The 14,747-nt window shown below is 63.9% G+C and carries 13 protein-coding genes and 1 pseudogene; 3 read left to right on the forward strand and 11 right to left on the reverse strand.

From position 1 onward, the window contains the following. Nucleotide 1: 1 nt before the first annotated feature. Nucleotides 2-430, forward strand: a complete 429-nt coding sequence (locus ASD05_RS07210) for a hypothetical protein (RefSeq protein ID WP_056590386.1) — start codon at nucleotides 2-4, stop codon at nucleotides 428-430. 56 nt (nucleotides 431-486) lie between these two features. Here ASD05_RS07210 and ASD05_RS07215 read toward each other — a convergent pair whose 3' ends face one another. Then, a complete protein-coding gene (locus ASD05_RS07215; RefSeq protein WP_056589675.1) occupies nucleotides 487-1,686 on the reverse strand; it encodes an amylo-alpha-1,6-glucosidase in 1,200 nt (399 codons plus the stop codon). 38 nt (nucleotides 1,687-1,724) lie between these two features. Continuing rightward, nucleotides 1,725-3,626: a GspE/PulE family protein gene (locus ASD05_RS07220; protein ID WP_056589678.1), complete on the reverse strand. Its 1,902-nt coding sequence runs from the start codon at nucleotides 3,624-3,626 to the stop codon at nucleotides 1,725-1,727. 162 nt (nucleotides 3,627-3,788) lie between these two features. On the opposite strand from ASD05_RS07220, the gene ASD05_RS07225 reads away from it, so the two are divergent. Next, entirely contained in the window at nucleotides 3,789-4,130 is a 342-nt protein-coding gene (locus tag ASD05_RS07225) for a hypothetical protein (RefSeq protein WP_056590389.1), read from the forward strand. A 9-nt stretch (nucleotides 4,131-4,139) separates the two neighbouring features. On the opposite strand, the gene ASD05_RS07230 is transcribed toward ASD05_RS07225, so the two are convergent. Further along, the gene (locus ASD05_RS07230) at nucleotides 4,140-4,601 is read right to left on the reverse strand and encodes a GNAT family N-acetyltransferase (RefSeq protein ID WP_056589680.1); all 462 of its coding nucleotides are present in this window, start codon (nucleotides 4,599-4,601) and stop codon (nucleotides 4,140-4,142) included. Between the two features lie 76 nt (nucleotides 4,602-4,677). Then, nucleotides 4,678-5,658 (reverse strand): LysR family transcriptional regulator, encoded by a 981-nt coding sequence (locus ASD05_RS07235; protein ID WP_056589683.1) that lies wholly within the window; start codon nucleotides 5,656-5,658, stop codon nucleotides 4,678-4,680. Between the two features lie 325 nt (nucleotides 5,659-5,983). On the opposite strand from ASD05_RS07235, the gene ASD05_RS07240 reads away from it, so the two are divergent. Continuing rightward, a complete protein-coding gene (locus ASD05_RS07240; RefSeq protein WP_056589686.1) occupies nucleotides 5,984-6,316 on the forward strand; it encodes a hypothetical protein in 333 nt (110 codons plus the stop codon). Between the two features lie 53 nt (nucleotides 6,317-6,369). Here ASD05_RS07240 and ASD05_RS29345 read toward each other — a convergent pair whose 3' ends face one another. From ASD05_RS29345 to ASD05_RS07265, 7 genes and pseudogenes are all read right to left on the reverse strand, one after another. Further along, nucleotides 6,370-6,747, reverse strand: coding sequence for a cytochrome c oxidase assembly factor Coa1 family protein (locus ASD05_RS29345; protein WP_082571996.1), 378 nt, complete (start codon nucleotides 6,745-6,747; stop codon nucleotides 6,370-6,372). 83 nt (nucleotides 6,748-6,830) lie between these two features. Next, a complete protein-coding gene (locus ASD05_RS29990) occupies nucleotides 6,831-7,097 on the reverse strand; it encodes a hypothetical protein (protein ID WP_157610008.1) in 267 nt (88 codons plus the stop codon). 13 nt (nucleotides 7,098-7,110) lie between these two features. Then, nucleotides 7,111-8,946, reverse strand: a 1,836-nt coding sequence (locus ASD05_RS07245) for an RHS repeat-associated core domain-containing protein (protein ID WP_321165108.1), incomplete at its 5' end; no start/stop codon positions are given. 1 nt (nucleotide 8,947) lies between these two features. Continuing rightward, nucleotides 8,948-11,869: pseudogene (locus ASD05_RS31040) on the reverse strand (DUF6531 domain-containing protein); the annotation flags it as partial. Between the two features lie 671 nt (nucleotides 11,870-12,540). After that, a complete protein-coding gene (locus tag ASD05_RS07255; protein ID WP_235507891.1) occupies nucleotides 12,541-13,263 on the reverse strand; it encodes a Crp/Fnr family transcriptional regulator in 723 nt (240 codons plus the stop codon). A gap of 52 nt (nucleotides 13,264-13,315) precedes the next feature. Beyond that, nucleotides 13,316-13,918 (reverse strand): helix-turn-helix transcriptional regulator, encoded by a 603-nt coding sequence (locus tag ASD05_RS07260; protein WP_082571998.1) that lies wholly within the window; start codon nucleotides 13,916-13,918, stop codon nucleotides 13,316-13,318. Nucleotides 13,919-13,943: 25 nt separating this feature from the next. After that, entirely contained in the window at nucleotides 13,944-14,726 is a 783-nt protein-coding gene (locus tag ASD05_RS07265) for a Crp/Fnr family transcriptional regulator (protein WP_056589699.1), read from the reverse strand. Between the last annotated feature and the right edge of the window lie 21 nt (nucleotides 14,727-14,747).

A 14,747-nucleotide genomic window follows, 5' to 3' on the forward strand; every position in this document is an offset into this window, starting at 1 on the left:
CGTGAGCTACAACATTCCCTTGATCGTCGGCGCCGCATCGAGTGCCATTGCAGCGCTGCTGCACATCTGCATCATCTTCGGCGGACCGGCGTGGTACCGCTTCTTCGGCGCGGGCGAACGCATGGCGGCGGGCGCGGTGGCCGGGCATCTGTATCCGCCCATCGTCACGGCGGGCATCGCATGCGTGCTGGGGGTGTGGGCGGCCTATGCGTTGTCAGGGGCCGGGGTGTTGCAGCCGCTGCCGCTGCTGGGGTTCGTGCTGCCCGCGATCACGGCCGTGTACCTGGTGCGCGGCCTGGTGGCACCGGCGATGTTCGTGTTCGCCCGGCGGCGGTTGACTGCCTTCTGGGTATGGAGCTCGATGATCTGCCTGGGGTTCGGCATCGTGCATCTGGTGGGAGTGGTGCGGGTGTGGGAGCGGCTTTCTTGAGGGGCGGCGGGGCGATGTCGAGGCCGGCGGCGGCCTGACGGGCCGGTCGCCCTCATTCACCAGGCCACCCCGTCCCCCAGCAACTCCCGCTGCGCCAGCAGGAACGCGGCCGCATTCCAGCTCTGCCCCGCCATCCCCATCGGCGCGAGCGTGCGCCCATGGAACCACTCCGTGAACCGCCAGTCGTCCTGCGCGTTCGCCTGTGCCAGCCGCGCAAGCTCGGTCCACGCCTGCTGCTGCAGCCCCAGCCGCACCAGCGCCATCACCCAGAACCCGCCGACGAACGGCCAGATTCCCCCGTTGTGGTACTGGTGCACGATGTTCTGTCGATGCCGCCCCATGTAGGCCCGCCACAGCTCGTGCTGCTGCGACAGCGGATGCAGCACCACGCGCAACGGGTAGGGCTGCGATGCATGCGCCGCATCGATGGTCCGCACGATGCGCTGCGCCATCGCCGCATCGGCCAGCCCGCTCTGTATCGCCAGCACGTTGCCGAACACATCGCCTTCGTCGCCGACCACCGCGAGATTGACGAAGCTCAGGTACAGCCCCGGGTCGCGCCGGCCGCGCCGCGCATAGTGCCGCAGCAGCCTTGCGCGGTGGTACTCGGGCAGGTCGCGCTGGAACGGATTGAACAGGTGGTTGAAGTGGTGCCGCGTTTCCTCGGCGTGCTCGAGCGCGAAGCGGCGCTTCACGTCGAACCACAGCGCGTTGGTGTACAGCACGTAGCCCGAGCGCGGCATGATGTCGGCCCAGTCGCTGGCCTCGTTCTGCTGCAGCAGGCGGAAGTGCTGATGCTCCTGCGCGAGCAGCCAGTGGATCGCGCGTTCGGCTTCGGCGCGCCAGTGCGTGGCGCCCACGCCGCCGTGCCTGCGTACGTGGTCCACCGCGATGAGCCACCACAGGGTGGCGTCGATGCAGCCCAGGTACCAGAAGTCTGCGTCCTGCCCCTCGGGATCGACGTACTTCGGAATCTGCCCGTTGGCCGCCTGCTGCGACGCGAGCGCGTCGAGGCTGGCCACGGCGCCTTGCTCCAGCGCGGGCAAGCCGCTGCCGCACATGGCCATGACGCAGATGGCGGCGTCGCGGCCGAAGATGCGCGTGTAGCGCCGCGCCACGGCGGCCTCGGTGCGGCTGGCGGCCAGGATGCCGTGCGGCGTGAGGTTGCCTTCCAGCAGTTCGAGCGAGGCCCGCGCGCAGGCATCGATCAGCGCCAGCGCGGAAGCGTCGAGGTTCGGGGCCGGGCGCGTGGTCATGGGATGGGCATTCGCAGGCTCGGGCCGCCGTGCCTCGTTCACACGTTGCTGGTCGCGCGCACTTCCTCGATGGTGGTGTGCCCGGCCAGCACCTTCTCGATGCCGTCCTGCCGCAGCGTGCGCATGCCTTCCAGCAGCGCCGTCTGCTGGAGTTCTTCCGCACGCGCGCCGGTCTGCACCTGGCGGCGCAGCGTTCTGGACATCGTCATCAGCTCATGGATGCCCACGCGTCCCTTGAAGCCGGTGTCGCCGCAATGCTTGCACCCGGTGCTGGTGTAGCTGTGCAGGTGCCCGTCGCGGCCGTAGCGCTGCATCCAGTCGTCCTGCACCGCCTTGCGCTGGACCGCGTCGTTTTGCTGCGTGCCGAATGCGTGCATGTAGTCGTTCAGCAGTTCGTCGACCGTCTCCGGGCTCGCGGGCGTGCTGCTGGTGCAGCGGGTGCAAAGGCGGCGCACCAGCCGCTGCGCCAGCACGGCCAGCAGCGAGTCCGCGAAGTTGAACGGGTCCATGCCCATGTCGAGCAGGCGGGTCACGGTTTCGGGTGCGCTGTTGGTGTGCAGCGTGGACAGCACGAGGTGGCCGGTCAGCGAAGCCTCGATGGCGGTCTTCGCGGTTTCCTCGTCGCGGATCTCGCCGACCATGATCACGTCCGGATCGGCGCGCACGAACGCCCGCAGCGCCTTTGCAAAGGTCCACTCGATGCGCGGGTTGATCTGCACCTGCCGCAGCCCGGTCTGCGTGATTTCGATCGGGTCTTCGGCGGTCCAGATCTTTCGCTCCGGCGTGTTGATGTGCATCAGCGCCGAGTGCAGCGTGGTGGTCTTGCCCGAGCCCGTGGGGCCCACGCACAGCACCATGCCGTAGGGGCGCTCGACGGCCTTGGTCAACTCCGCGAGGTTGTTCTGCGAGAGGCCCAGCTTGTCCATGGGAATGGGCTTGGCCGACGCCAGGATGCGCATCACCACGTCTTCGAGGCCGTTGTTGGTCGGGATGGTCGCCACGCGCAGCTCGATGCGGTGCTGCGGCGAGTACTTGGCGAAGTTGATCTTGCCGTCCTGCGGGTTGCGCTTTTCGCTGATGTCCAGGTCGCACATGATCTTCACGCGCGCGACGACGGCGTTGCGGTAGCTTGGCGGCAGCTCCAGGTAGGTGTAGAGCAGGCCGTCGCGGCGAAAGCGGATGCGGGTCTTTTCCTGGCCGGGATAGCTTTCGATGTGGATGTCCGACGCTCCGTCTCGGTGCGCCTCCAGGATCATGCTGTTGATCATCCGCACCAGGGAGTTGTCCGACTGCTCGATGGGCGCCTCGGGGGCGGGCGCGGCGGGGCCTTCCTTCTCGAGCGTCTGCAACAGTTCGCTGGTGCCGGCCATGTCGAATTCGAGGGGCCGGCTGGGATCGAGGTTCGACGAAAAGACGCCGGGAGCGGGGGTCGTCGACTCGCCGATTTTTTCGTAGGCTGCGTGCAGCACGTTGTCGAGGTCGATGCATTGCCCGACCACCGGGGTGACCTTCATCTGCGCGATGAACTCCACCTCGTCCAGGGCCGAATGCCGGCTGGTCGGGTCGTCGATCGCAACCACGAGGCGCCCCTCGTGCAGCTTCAGCGGCATGACCTGCAGGCGCTGGGCCACTGCGTACGGCAACTTGCGCAACGCGTCGGCCGCCGCAGGGAACAGGTGCAGGTTGACGAGGGGATAGCCCATCTTGCGCACCAGCGCGGTCTGGAGCTGGCCCTTGCTGACGATGCCCATGCGCACCAGCATCTGGCCCAGCGGCACCGTGGGCTCGAGCTGTTGCCGCGCCAGCCCCGAGCGAAGCTGATCCTCGGTGATCATGCCCAGCGAAATCAGCGCTTCGCCGATCCGTGCGATCGGCGTGCGGCTCTGGGCTTCGAGTGCGCTCAGGAGCTGCTCGGGCATGACGACTTCGTTGGCGGGCATGGGCGATTTCCTGTCTGGTTTCGGACACTGCATCGTAGAGCGGGATTCATGCGCTTGCCATCACTTCAACTTGTGAGTACGCAAGTTCTCATGTCAGGGCCCGAGCCCTGAATCTCCTCTTGTCCTACGCGGGCCGCCCGTCACCTGCCTAGCATGTCGGCGATGCGTCAATTGATTCTTGCGACAACCCTGGTGCTGGTCGCTGCCGCCGCAGCGGTGCAGGCCGAGCCCGTCAAGGTGCCCGTCGACAGCGACGAGAAGGGCACCGTCTACGTGGCCCCCAACGTGAACCCGACCGAAACCTCGGCCACCGTCAAGGGGGCGAGCTTCGGTGTGCTGCGGCCGGACGGCAGCGGCACCTACATCGGCACCGACACCTCCACGCCACGGCCCACCTACTCGCTGGGTGCGAGCACCGGCGGCAATCTGTCGCTCTCGGGCGGTGTTCAGTCGGACGGCAAGGCCAACAACGGCGTGAAGGCCGGCATTACCTTCAGGTATTGAAGCAAGCGCTCAGACCAGCGTGCCGTAGACGATGAAGCCGTCGTGCGTCGCGACCTTGTTGTACAGCGTGCGGCCGGCCGTGTTGGTCACATGGGTCTGCCAGTACACGCGGCGTACGCCCGCAAGCTTCGCGCGCTCGTACACGCCCTGGATCAGCTGGCGGCCCACGCCGTGGCCGCGTTCTGAGGGCAGCGTGAACAGGTCCTGCAGATAGCAGGTCGGCTCAAGCCGCGTGGTGCTTCGGTGGAACAGGTAGTGGGTGAGCCCGACCAGTTGCCCGTCGCGCTCGGCGACCAGCGCATGCACCGGTTCGTAGACATCGAAGATGCGCTGCCAGGTGGCTTGCGTGATCTCATCGGCAAGTGCGGTCGCGCCCTCGCGTCCGTAGAAGGCGTTGTAGCCGTCCCATAGCGGCTTCCATGCCGCGTAGTCGTCGGGTGTGGGAGGGCGAATCTGGAGGGGCGTACTCATCGCGTGTGCTGCCTGCATCTAAAAAATGCGATTGCAACACAACGCGTGCCGCTTCCAGCCTTCGGTCAGCTCGGCGCTATTGGCTACTGCCGACCTGCTCCTGTGCCTTGAAACGGGCGCATCCAGGCGACATCACAGCTACCGGTAGCGCGGGCGGCAGCGCCGGACCCTCGGTCAGGGCGCCCATCGATTGCTCCAGGAAGTCGAGCATCGCGCGCATCGCGGCGCTGTTGTGGCGGCGCTGCGAGTAGGCCGCGTACAGCCAATGGTCGCGCGGCATGTGCTCGCGCAGCACCGGCACCAGCGCCCCGCGTTCCAGGTGCGACTGCGCCAGCGGCTCGGGCACATAGGCCACGCCCACACTGCGCAGCGCCAGCTCGATCAGCGCGACCGCATCGTTGGCTTCCATGCGGCTGTGCACGGGCACGTCGTACTGCCTGCCGTCGGTCTCGAAGGGAAGGTGGGTGGTCGGCTTCGCCGAGTAGCTCAGCACCTCATGCCGGCTCAGATCCTCGGGCGTCTGCGGCATGCCGCGCTGCGCCCAGTAGGCCGGCGTGGCGCAGACCACCATGTCGAACTGCACCAGCCGGCGCACGATCAGGTTCATGTCGTCGATGCGTCCGCCGGTCAGGTGCACGTCGATGCCTTCCTCGATCAGGTCGAGGTCGTCGTTGGTGAACACCAGGCTCACGTACACGTCGGGGTAGCGCTTGATGAACTCGGCGATCACGTCCGAGAGCCAGCCGGCGATCAGCCCGTGCGGCGCGCTCATGCGCAGGCGCCCGCGCGGGTGCGAGCCGTGGGCCTGCAGGTCGTTCAGGGTGTTCTCGGCCATCGTCACCAGCTCGGTGCTGCGGTCGAGCAGCACCTGGCCGGCGTCGGTCAGGCTCAGGGAGCGGGTGGAGCGGTTCAGCAGGCGCACGCCGCTGCGGGTTTCGAGCTCCGCCACGTAGCGGCTGACCGTGGCTTTGGACATGCCCAGCGAGATCGCTGCGCGGGAGAAGCTGCGCCGGAACGCGACTTCGCGGAATGTTTTGATGAGATCGAGGCCGTCCATGGGTGGGCGCATTGTTCCAGCATCGGGGTAGGGGGCATGGGGCGTAGGGGCATACCGTTGTCCGTGGCTATACTGCGCCGGTCACGTCAGAAGAAGGCGTGATCGGGCTTGGACTCCCGAATCACCTCTGCGACGCAAGCCGCAGTCACCCCCGCAGGGTCTGCGGCTTTGTCATTCGTGCCTCCTTTTTTGGCGGCTCGACGGGCGGGCGCAAGCCCGGCCGGTTCTCGCAAGAGGTGCCCGGTAGTCCAACCCGTCGAGTCGCCGCCCCCGTTTGGACTCGGGAGCGGCGGTTTCAGCAAACCGCACCTCTTGGAGGCCATTCATGGCTGAATCTGCTCGCGCGCTCGCGCACGTCTCCTCACTTTCCGAATCTTCTGAAACCACCAGCGTTGAATCGCTTGCGCTGCAGGCATGCGATGACATCGACAGTCTTCACGAGGTACAGCGTGCGTATGCGTGCCTCGAAAAACTGATCGTTCCGCAGGGTGTGAACGATACGGAAGAGGTTTATCCGAACCGCACCGAGCTTGGTGCGTTGGTGCGGGTGGTCAATGAGGAGATGCAGCGGAGGATTGAGACGGCCGACACAACGATGGAGTCGTTGCGTGTCGCGTTGCGTGAAGGCGGTGCGCGACATCGGGCAGACGGCGGTTAAGAAAGAACGAAAAGCTTTGGCTGGCGTCCAGGAGATCGGTAGGAGTCGCGGTCTTACTTCTTTGCAACCGCTGCAGGGGATTCTTTGACAGTGGCCGCCTGGATCTCCTGGCCATCGAGTTTCACCGACACGATTTTCCAATCACCCTTTTTGACGAGGCTCGCATACAACTCGCCGGTCCCTTTGGAGCCTTCCACAGAAGCGGAAAAATCGGCGCTTCCACTTGGCCCTGACACTCGTACTGAGTACCCGAAGAAATGAAGACTCATCTTCGGGCGATCACCTACCCGTTCGCGTATGCCGGCTGAGTTTTGAACAAAATTGCCCAGCGTCTGGTATGCATCGGTCTGCTGGACGACCAAGTGACCAACGACCTCAGCAACCGGAAGAACCGTCAGCACTATTACGGCCGCCCATTTCAGAAACTTCATGCTATCGATCTGCCCCCTCGTAAATCGCTAGTCCTGCTCCACCATCCTGCGCCGAGAACGATGGGGTTGCTCCAGTCAAGTGATCATCTCTTTTGCCGGCCGAGAAGCGATTTGATAGCTGCAGCATGCAAATAGAACACTATCGCACCGAGCAGGAATCCTACAAAAAAGTAGATGTGATAGCTATGACGCGGCATATCGTAAGCAGACCAAACCCCAACGCCGATTGAGAACACCAGTGTTGGTAGCGCATAGGCACGAGTGAAGGACTGAACGCTTCGAAATGCCAAGTACAGGAACATTGCCCCACCAAGTACCGCTGCAATAGTGAATAGATTTTCGCCACCCATATAGTCCCGCTCCTTATCGTCCTATAGCCTTCGGAATTCGCTGGTCGACCAGAGGCCAGCCATGCTTTCCGAACCAGTTATTGAATCCCCGCCAGCCGCCTGTTCCTTCGCCATACGTGCGCAAGATCACGTTGCCGTTCGCGTCGACGAACACATTTCGAAAGACGTATCCTGGTTCGAACATGTGTCCCGGCATCGCGATGTTGAATACCCCATAGTTCTCTTCGTCCACAAAATGCTCGACCTTGTTGCCCCCAATATCAGAGACGCCGCAGCTGTTCACTCCGCCTGGAACAGGGCCTGCAGGCGTTGGAAACTCTTTCACGGCCTTGAACACCGAGTCTCTCGTGCAGGTTGCTGACAGCCTGCACACGATCATGTCAGTTTCGTACTCGTGGTATTTGGGGTTGGTTTTCCAGGGGTTATTGGGCCCGCTCATGCATGAGCTCGAATCCTTACCGCACAGTCCCAGTGGATCGACATCTCCCAGCGGGTTTCCATCCACATAACCAAACCGATTCCACCCACCATCGAGCCCAATCGGATCGGGCTGGCTGTACCGCCCCGTCCTCGCGTCATAGCTGCGGAAGTAGTTGTAGTTGAGGCCCGACTCGTCGTCCGAGTATTGGCCCGGATACCGCAGGTTGAACTTCACCTCCGAGAGGCTTGTGGTGCCCGGGTTTGGCGTTGCGTCGAGGTTCGCGAATCGGTTCTTCGCGGTCGTCGGCTTGTCTTCCCCGAACGCGCTGTAGGTCCATTGCCACACGGCTTGCCCGTCCGCGTTGCTCAGCTTCCTCGGGGTGTTCAGGTGATCGCTGTGAATGGCGTAGGTGCTGCCGTTGATGACGGCCGCAATCGGCATCGGCCCGTTGCCCGTCGGCAGGTAGATGTAGCTGGCCTGCCCCGCACTGTTCGTGCCACCGCTGCCCACCTCCGCGATCAAGCTGCCTTGCTCGTCGTAGGTGTAGGCGTAGCCCAGCTGCTCGGCTTGGTTGTTGGCTGGGCTCCACAGCTTCGTGAAGAACGCGATCAAGCTCTGCATGAAGGTGGGGTCGGCCTCATCCCCCTGGCTCGGCGGATACAGCGGCTCCGTCTTGAACACCCGCTGTCCCAGCGCGTTGTGCGCGTAGCGCGTGGTCGGGCTCGTGTCGGTTGCGCCTGTCGTCGCCGCCGCCAGCCGCCCCTCGGCGTCGTAGGTGTAGCTGCGCAGGCCATCGGTGAGCATGTCGCCGTTGGCGTTGTAGCCGTAGGCCACGCTCGTGCTGCTCGATCCGTTGAGGGTCTGGCTGAAGCCCGTGAGCTGGTTGCTGGTCGACCCCACCGTGTAGGTGCGGCTGGTGGTCTGTCCGTTCAGCACTCGGGTGCTGCTGGCTCGGTTGCCGTTGGCGTCGTAGCCGAAGCCGGCCGTGTTGCCCGTGGCGTTGAAGCCGGTGAGGCGCCCCACGGCGTTGTAGCCCACGCTCCAGGTCACGTCGGCATTGGCGAGGGTGCTGTGCGTCGGATCGGTGTCGCCGGGCCGCCAGAGGTTCTGCGTCAGGCTCGTGATGCGCCCGGCTGCGTCGTAGACGTAGCTGCTGAACTCGGTGGCGGTCAGGCGGCCCGCGGTGTCGTAGCTGCGGTTGGCGGCGAGGCTCGGGCTCGCAAAGGCCCAGGTCCAGGCGGTGGGCTGGCCCAGCGGGTTCCAGGCGATGCCGCTGACGAGGGGGTTGCCGTTCAGGCTCAGGCCCGCGAGGCGCCCGGTGCTGTCGTAGGCGTGGGTGAGCGTGCCGCCTCCGTTGGGGTAGCCGATGCTCGCGAGGGTGCCGTTGGGGTTGTAGGCATAGCTGACCTGCTGCACGCTGCCGTTGATNGCGCCCGGTGCTGTCGTAGGCGTGGGTGAGCGTGCCGCCTCCGTTGGGGTAGCCGATGCTCGCGAGGGTGCCGTTGGGGTTGTAGGCATAGCTGACCTGCTGCACGCTGCCGTTGATGAGGGTCTGCTTCTTGAGGGTCACGCGCCCGAAGGCATCGCGGGTGTACTCGGTGGTGCCGCTGCGGTCGACGATCTCGGAGAGATACCCCTTGCTGTTGGCCGTGAGGTCGTAGCGCAGCGTGGTGGTCTTGCCGTCGGCGAAGACCAGGCTCGTGGGCCGCCCGAGCAGATCTCGCGCGATGGTGGTGGCCTGGCCGAGGGCGTCGGTGATCTGGCTGGGCAGGCCCAGGGCGTCGTACTGGGTGCTGGCGCCGCCCGTGTCGGCGCTGGCCTCGSTGGTGGCGTTGCCCTGGGCGTCGCGGGTGTAGSYGGTGGCCACGCCCTTGAAGTCCTTGGCTTCGGTGACGGCGTCCAGGGCGTTGTACTTGAGGGTGGCGCTGGCGCTGGCCGCATCGGTCACGGCCTTGACGCGGCGCAGGCTGTCCAGGCCGTAGCTCGTGCTCTGGTTCAGGCCGTTGGTCGAACTGGTCAGCTCGCCGTTGGCGTCGTAGCCGTAGGTGCTGCTCTGGTTCGTGCCTTCGGTCTTGGCGGACAGGCGGTTGATGTTGTTGACGGTGCGCGCCACGCTCCAGGCGACGTTGCCCGCGCTGTCCTTGATCTGCTCGGCGGTGCGGTTGCCCATGCCGTCGAGGGTGTAGATGCCCGATTCACCGCGGTTGTTGCTCCAGCCAACCAGGCGGTGGGCTGCGTCGTAGGCATACGTCAGAACGAGCCCTGCGGGCAGGGACACCGTCTCGACCGTGCCGAAGGGTTTGTAGGTCAGGACAGTGGTCTGACCGCCGACGGTCTGGGTCAGCAGGCGGTCGCGGGCGTCGTAGGTGTAGGTGGAAGTAAGGCCGTTGGGGGCTGTCGAACCAGTGACGCGATTGGCAGTGTCGTAGGCATAGCTGGTGACGTGGCCCAGGGCATTGGTCGAGGTGAGGACGTTGCCCGAGGTGTCGTAGGTGTAGCTGGTGACTGCGCCGTTGGGCTCGGTGGCTGTGTCGACCAACTGCGGCGCGTTGTAGGTCCACTGCCAGAGCTGGGCCTTGTTGGTGGCGGTGTCGGTGATCGTCTTCGACAGCGTATTGCCGACAGCGTCGTAGGTGTAGGCGGTGGTGCGGCCGGACTCGGTGACCAACACAGGCAAGGCAAAGGTCGCGTGCCATTGGGTCGTGACGGTCTTCGCATCGGGCGTGCCGGAGGCGTAGACCACGGCGGTGGGCAGGCGGCGAGCTACATCCCAGGTCGTTGTGGTGACCACGCCCTGGAAGTCGGTCTCCGAGGTGATCAGGCCATTAGCATCCTGCACCCGTGATAGGGCGTCGGCCTCGCCAATGCCCGACGGCAATGAGCCGCCAGTGACCGCGAGTTTGCCCTTGGTGGTGCTGTAGCTGTAGCTGCGGGTGGTGCCCAGGGGGTCGAGGATCGAGGCGCTGCTCGCGCTCGGATAGCTAACCTGGTAGCGATCGACCGAGCCGCTCAACGCCGAATCAATTGCACGTCCCTGGCTGTCATAGGCGAAGGTGGCGAATCGCGCACCGGTCTCGTCGAGGATGCCGGTCAGTGCATGCGCAAACGCTGCGTTCTCGTAGAGGAAGGTCCGGATCTTGGCGTCAGGGTAGGTCACGACTGAGAGGCGACCTGTCGCATCGTAGGCATAGCCAATGATGCGTAGGTCTGGGGTCGTGACGCTCACTAGTTGGCCAGCAGTGTTGTAGGTCAGGCTCAGCGTGCGGCCGAAGCCGTTGCTCACGGCAGCGAGCTGGCCGACGCCGTTGTAGGTGTAGACGGTGGCCCAGCCGTTACGCGGCGCGAGGGTCTGCAGCTTGCCGTCGGCGGTGAAGCTCAGGGTGGCATCGTCGTCGGCACGGCGGTACGACCAAGAGCCATCGGCGTTCTGGGTGAGCGTGTCGGCGCTGTTGGTGGCGCTCCAGATCGTGGCACCGGAGGCCTTGAAGAAGGTTCGAAGGAAGCCTTCCCCGCTGGTGATGGAGACTGCGTTCGGGTTGGCGGCAGGCGTCGCAGCAAGCGCCGTCGTGTGGTTGTGCGCCCAGGCTTTGCCTAACGGGCCGACGGAGCGCGTTGCATCGGTGCCCCAAGTGCTGCGATAAGTGCGAACGAAGGACAGGGGCGCCGGACTGCTGTCGGCGAAGTCCGTTTCGGAGCGGAACTTTTCGGCTGTGGCGGGCAGGATGGGATTGGGTGTCGAGATGCCTGATGCAGCGACAGCACCAACACGATTGATCTTGCATATCGGGACTGCTTCGAAGGCTGCGCGTACGCAAGCTGTTTGTGAGGCGTCCTCTTGAAAGCCGTTCTGGCTATCGCAACTGCACCAGGCCCCTGCGGCAAACGTGCTATTGGCGGGGCATGCGCTGCCATTTGTTTGCCGAAAAATCGCACCAGCGAACAAAAAATACCCATCGTTGCTGCAGCCTGCTGAAACCTTGCACTTGGCCCGCATTTGAAATCCATAGGTCACGCTGGGATCGCCGCCAAAAATCCCCGAGCACAACGTAATTTCAGGAGGCGAGCCATCGACGAGATCGGCTCGCTCGATCATCGCGCGCGCCGCGCCTGCTTCGCACGCCGCCTGTATGTTTGAACGCCACGCAGAGGCCGCAGGAGTCGATGAGTAATAGGTGGCTGTCCCATATACGAAGTTAGGCACCAGTGGAATTACCGCCTGGGCGTATCCTGCCCACAAAAGCACAGCAAGAAATCCACACACTGGACGGACAAAACGGACCACGCCGCCCAAAACGGAAATGTCTTGATCATTCGACGTGAACTGTTGCCTTTGCGGCGAAAAACCCCCCATCGCACTCCCCCTCTATGTATTCTTGTCGCGGCTGACTTATGGCTCAATTTTTCGCGAGCAGCAATCGTCAGCATTTCTTGAACGGTCGATCACCCCTGCAGGTGACTGACGCGCACTGCCACGCAGCGCTCCGTACACGTTGTTTCAAGATAGCCGAAAGGCCACACACCGACAACGAAAAATCGACTGCCCGGGAAGGTCCTCGAAAAGATAAACACGAAAGTGCACAGTTATCCGAGACGGCTGTTGTGGGTGGATGACTGTTGAGCGGCGAGACGAAGGCAGCGAACTGCTCGCTCATCCGCCCAGCGTCGCTGACAGCAGTGCGGCGGTGGCTATCGAGTGCAGCCAGTCATCGAGCGCGAAAAGTGCGCGGTGGTGTTCTAGCCCTGAATCAAGCGCGCACGCGCATCATCCACCGCTCGTTCGGAACGAAGCTGGCGTCTTCCACAATTCGCACACCGATAAAGACGCAGCCAGGGCAGCAGGCGCATCCACCCACTGCGATGAATGCGCCCAAGGTGCGCGATGCTGCACGGACAAGCGACGAACAGGTGAGGCATGGAATGTCTGTGTAGAAACAACGGGATGAAATCTTTGTTCGATTCTTTCGCCTCACCCTGGCGAATGCAACTCACCGGTTCCAGCTATTTTTTCGCCCTTGTGTCCGGCTACGGCGTGGAAGGCGGCAAGCCGAAGTCTGTCCCCGCGAAGTCCTGGGGAACATGCACACCTTGCGAATCGCGCAGCAACACGCCGCGCCTTTCCATCTCCCGCATCGTCCTGTTGACGACCTCGCGAGAAACGCCGGCGTAGGAGGCGATGACACCCTGCGTGACGCGCTTGTCGTAGGCCTCGTGGCCAGCGGGAGCTATCTGGGTCATCTTGTGGAGTACACGGCCGACCATCTCTTCTGAAGAAAGCGAAGAGATGCGCCGGATCTGACGGCGCAAGACATTCATGCGGGCAGCCTCTGCACCAAGCAATTCCAGTGCGATGCCGTGATGTCGCTCGCAAAGCGCCCTGATCGCTGGCACGGGAACGAGGTATATCGTGCTGGGAAGCACCGCGATCAATCTGTGGGCTGCCAGATACTGCGGCTCGCTCAGGGAACCGCCAAGATAGAAGTCGTGCCGGCGAATGAAATCCGTGGTCACTTCCGTGTCTTCCTGCGCGCCGTCACGGCCTTGGGCAACCACGCGCACCAAGCCGCTTTCCACGCAGTAGAACGAACGCGTCCATTCGTTCGACGCAAGAATCGTCTCGTTGCGAGCGTATGAACGCAGCTCGCAAAGCTGCCCGATGGCCGAACGTTCCACCAGCGGCAAGCGGGCAATCAATGGATGCAGGTGCACGCTGCGATGATGAAAGCCGGCAGGTCGAAACGCAATCACCCGAATTAGGGATTCCTTACTACAGCATCCCCTCGCGCCGCGGCAGCTATTTCTATTCGCAGGCCTCCAGATCGATCAAACCCTTCTGCATGGCATCGCGCACCGCCTGGGCACGCGACTTCACTGCCAGCTTGCGATAGATGCTCTTCGCATGCGCATCCACCGTGTGCAGTGAGCGATGGCTCAGTTCGGCAATCTGGCGGTTGCTCAGGCCTTGCGAAATCATCCGGAGCACGTCGAGTTCGCGACGCGAGAGCGCGCGGCCTCCAGTGCCCGAGCTCGCCGATGGCGGGAGGCGCGTTTGCTCTGTTTGCAACGGGACCTTCGCTTGTGCCGGCAACGAGGCCGAAGGCGGTAGTTCAGGCCCCAGCACCGCACGCCCCCGTTCCACGATGCACCACGCGATCCGCATCGCCGTGGCCGAATCGCCCTCGGCAATCAGGCGCATCAGAAGGACGAGTTCCTGCTGAGCCGCTTTGGCGAACAGCAGGGCAGCGGCGGTTGAGGAGGTCGACGAATCGATGTGTGGCACTCCATCGCTGAACCCGTCCATGCGCGGCTCGCCGCCGTTGGAACCGGCCGTGTGCACGGACGATGATTCCCGCGAGCCTTGTTCGGGCCGCGTGGCAATCCGCCTGCTCTTTTCTTTGGACATCGATGCCTTCAGTAGCGCAGTGCGATCAATCGTCCTCGGGTTTGCGCCCAGATGGGTCGCTCGCCGGGTCCGGGAAGCTCTCGAAGAAGATCGGTTCGACCTGGTTCGGCTCGGCACGCACCGGGTTCTCCTCGGCGGGCAAAAGACTGCCGAAGTCGGTGGACGCGAAATTGGCGGGCACGTGCACGCCTTGATCGTCGCGCCGCACGAGGCCGCGTTGTTCCATGTCGCGCATGGTCTTGTTGACCACTTCGCGCGACAGACCGGAGTAGGAGGCGATCACCGATTGGGATATGCGCTTGTCGAACGCCCCCATGCTCGAGGGAGCCAGCACGGTCAGCTGGTGCAGCACGCGGCCGACGACGTCTTCGGTGGACAGCGCCGACATGCGCCGCAGCTGGTTGCGCATGACGGCCATGCGTTCGATCGCGAGTTCCAGCAACCTGATGGCCACCTCCGGGTACGAACTGCAGATCTTGCGCAACGCCACGACGGGGATGAGGTGCACTGCCGCGGGCAACGCGGCGACCAGCGTGTGCTTGGCCTGGTAGGTGTCCTCGGAAAGAGACGGACCGATGAAGAACTCGTTCTGGCGGATGAAGTCGGTCGTGACATTGGTGGCATGGGCGCGGCCCTTGCCATGCTCCACCACGCGCAGCAGTCCGCTGGCCACGCAATAGACGCAATCGCTCGAGCTGCCGGCCGCGAGCACCACTTCATTGCGCCGGTAGGAGCGCAGCTGGCTGCTCTGGACCAGCGCAACGCGTTCGGCCTGCGACACGTTGGCGAAGAGAGGATTCAGGTACATGGTTGAAGAACGCTCGGTGCC

Origin of the sequence: Variovorax sp. Root434 (genome assembly GCF_001426595.1) — a bacterium.
Classification (GTDB): domain Bacteria; phylum Pseudomonadota; class Gammaproteobacteria; order Burkholderiales; family Burkholderiaceae_C; genus Variovorax.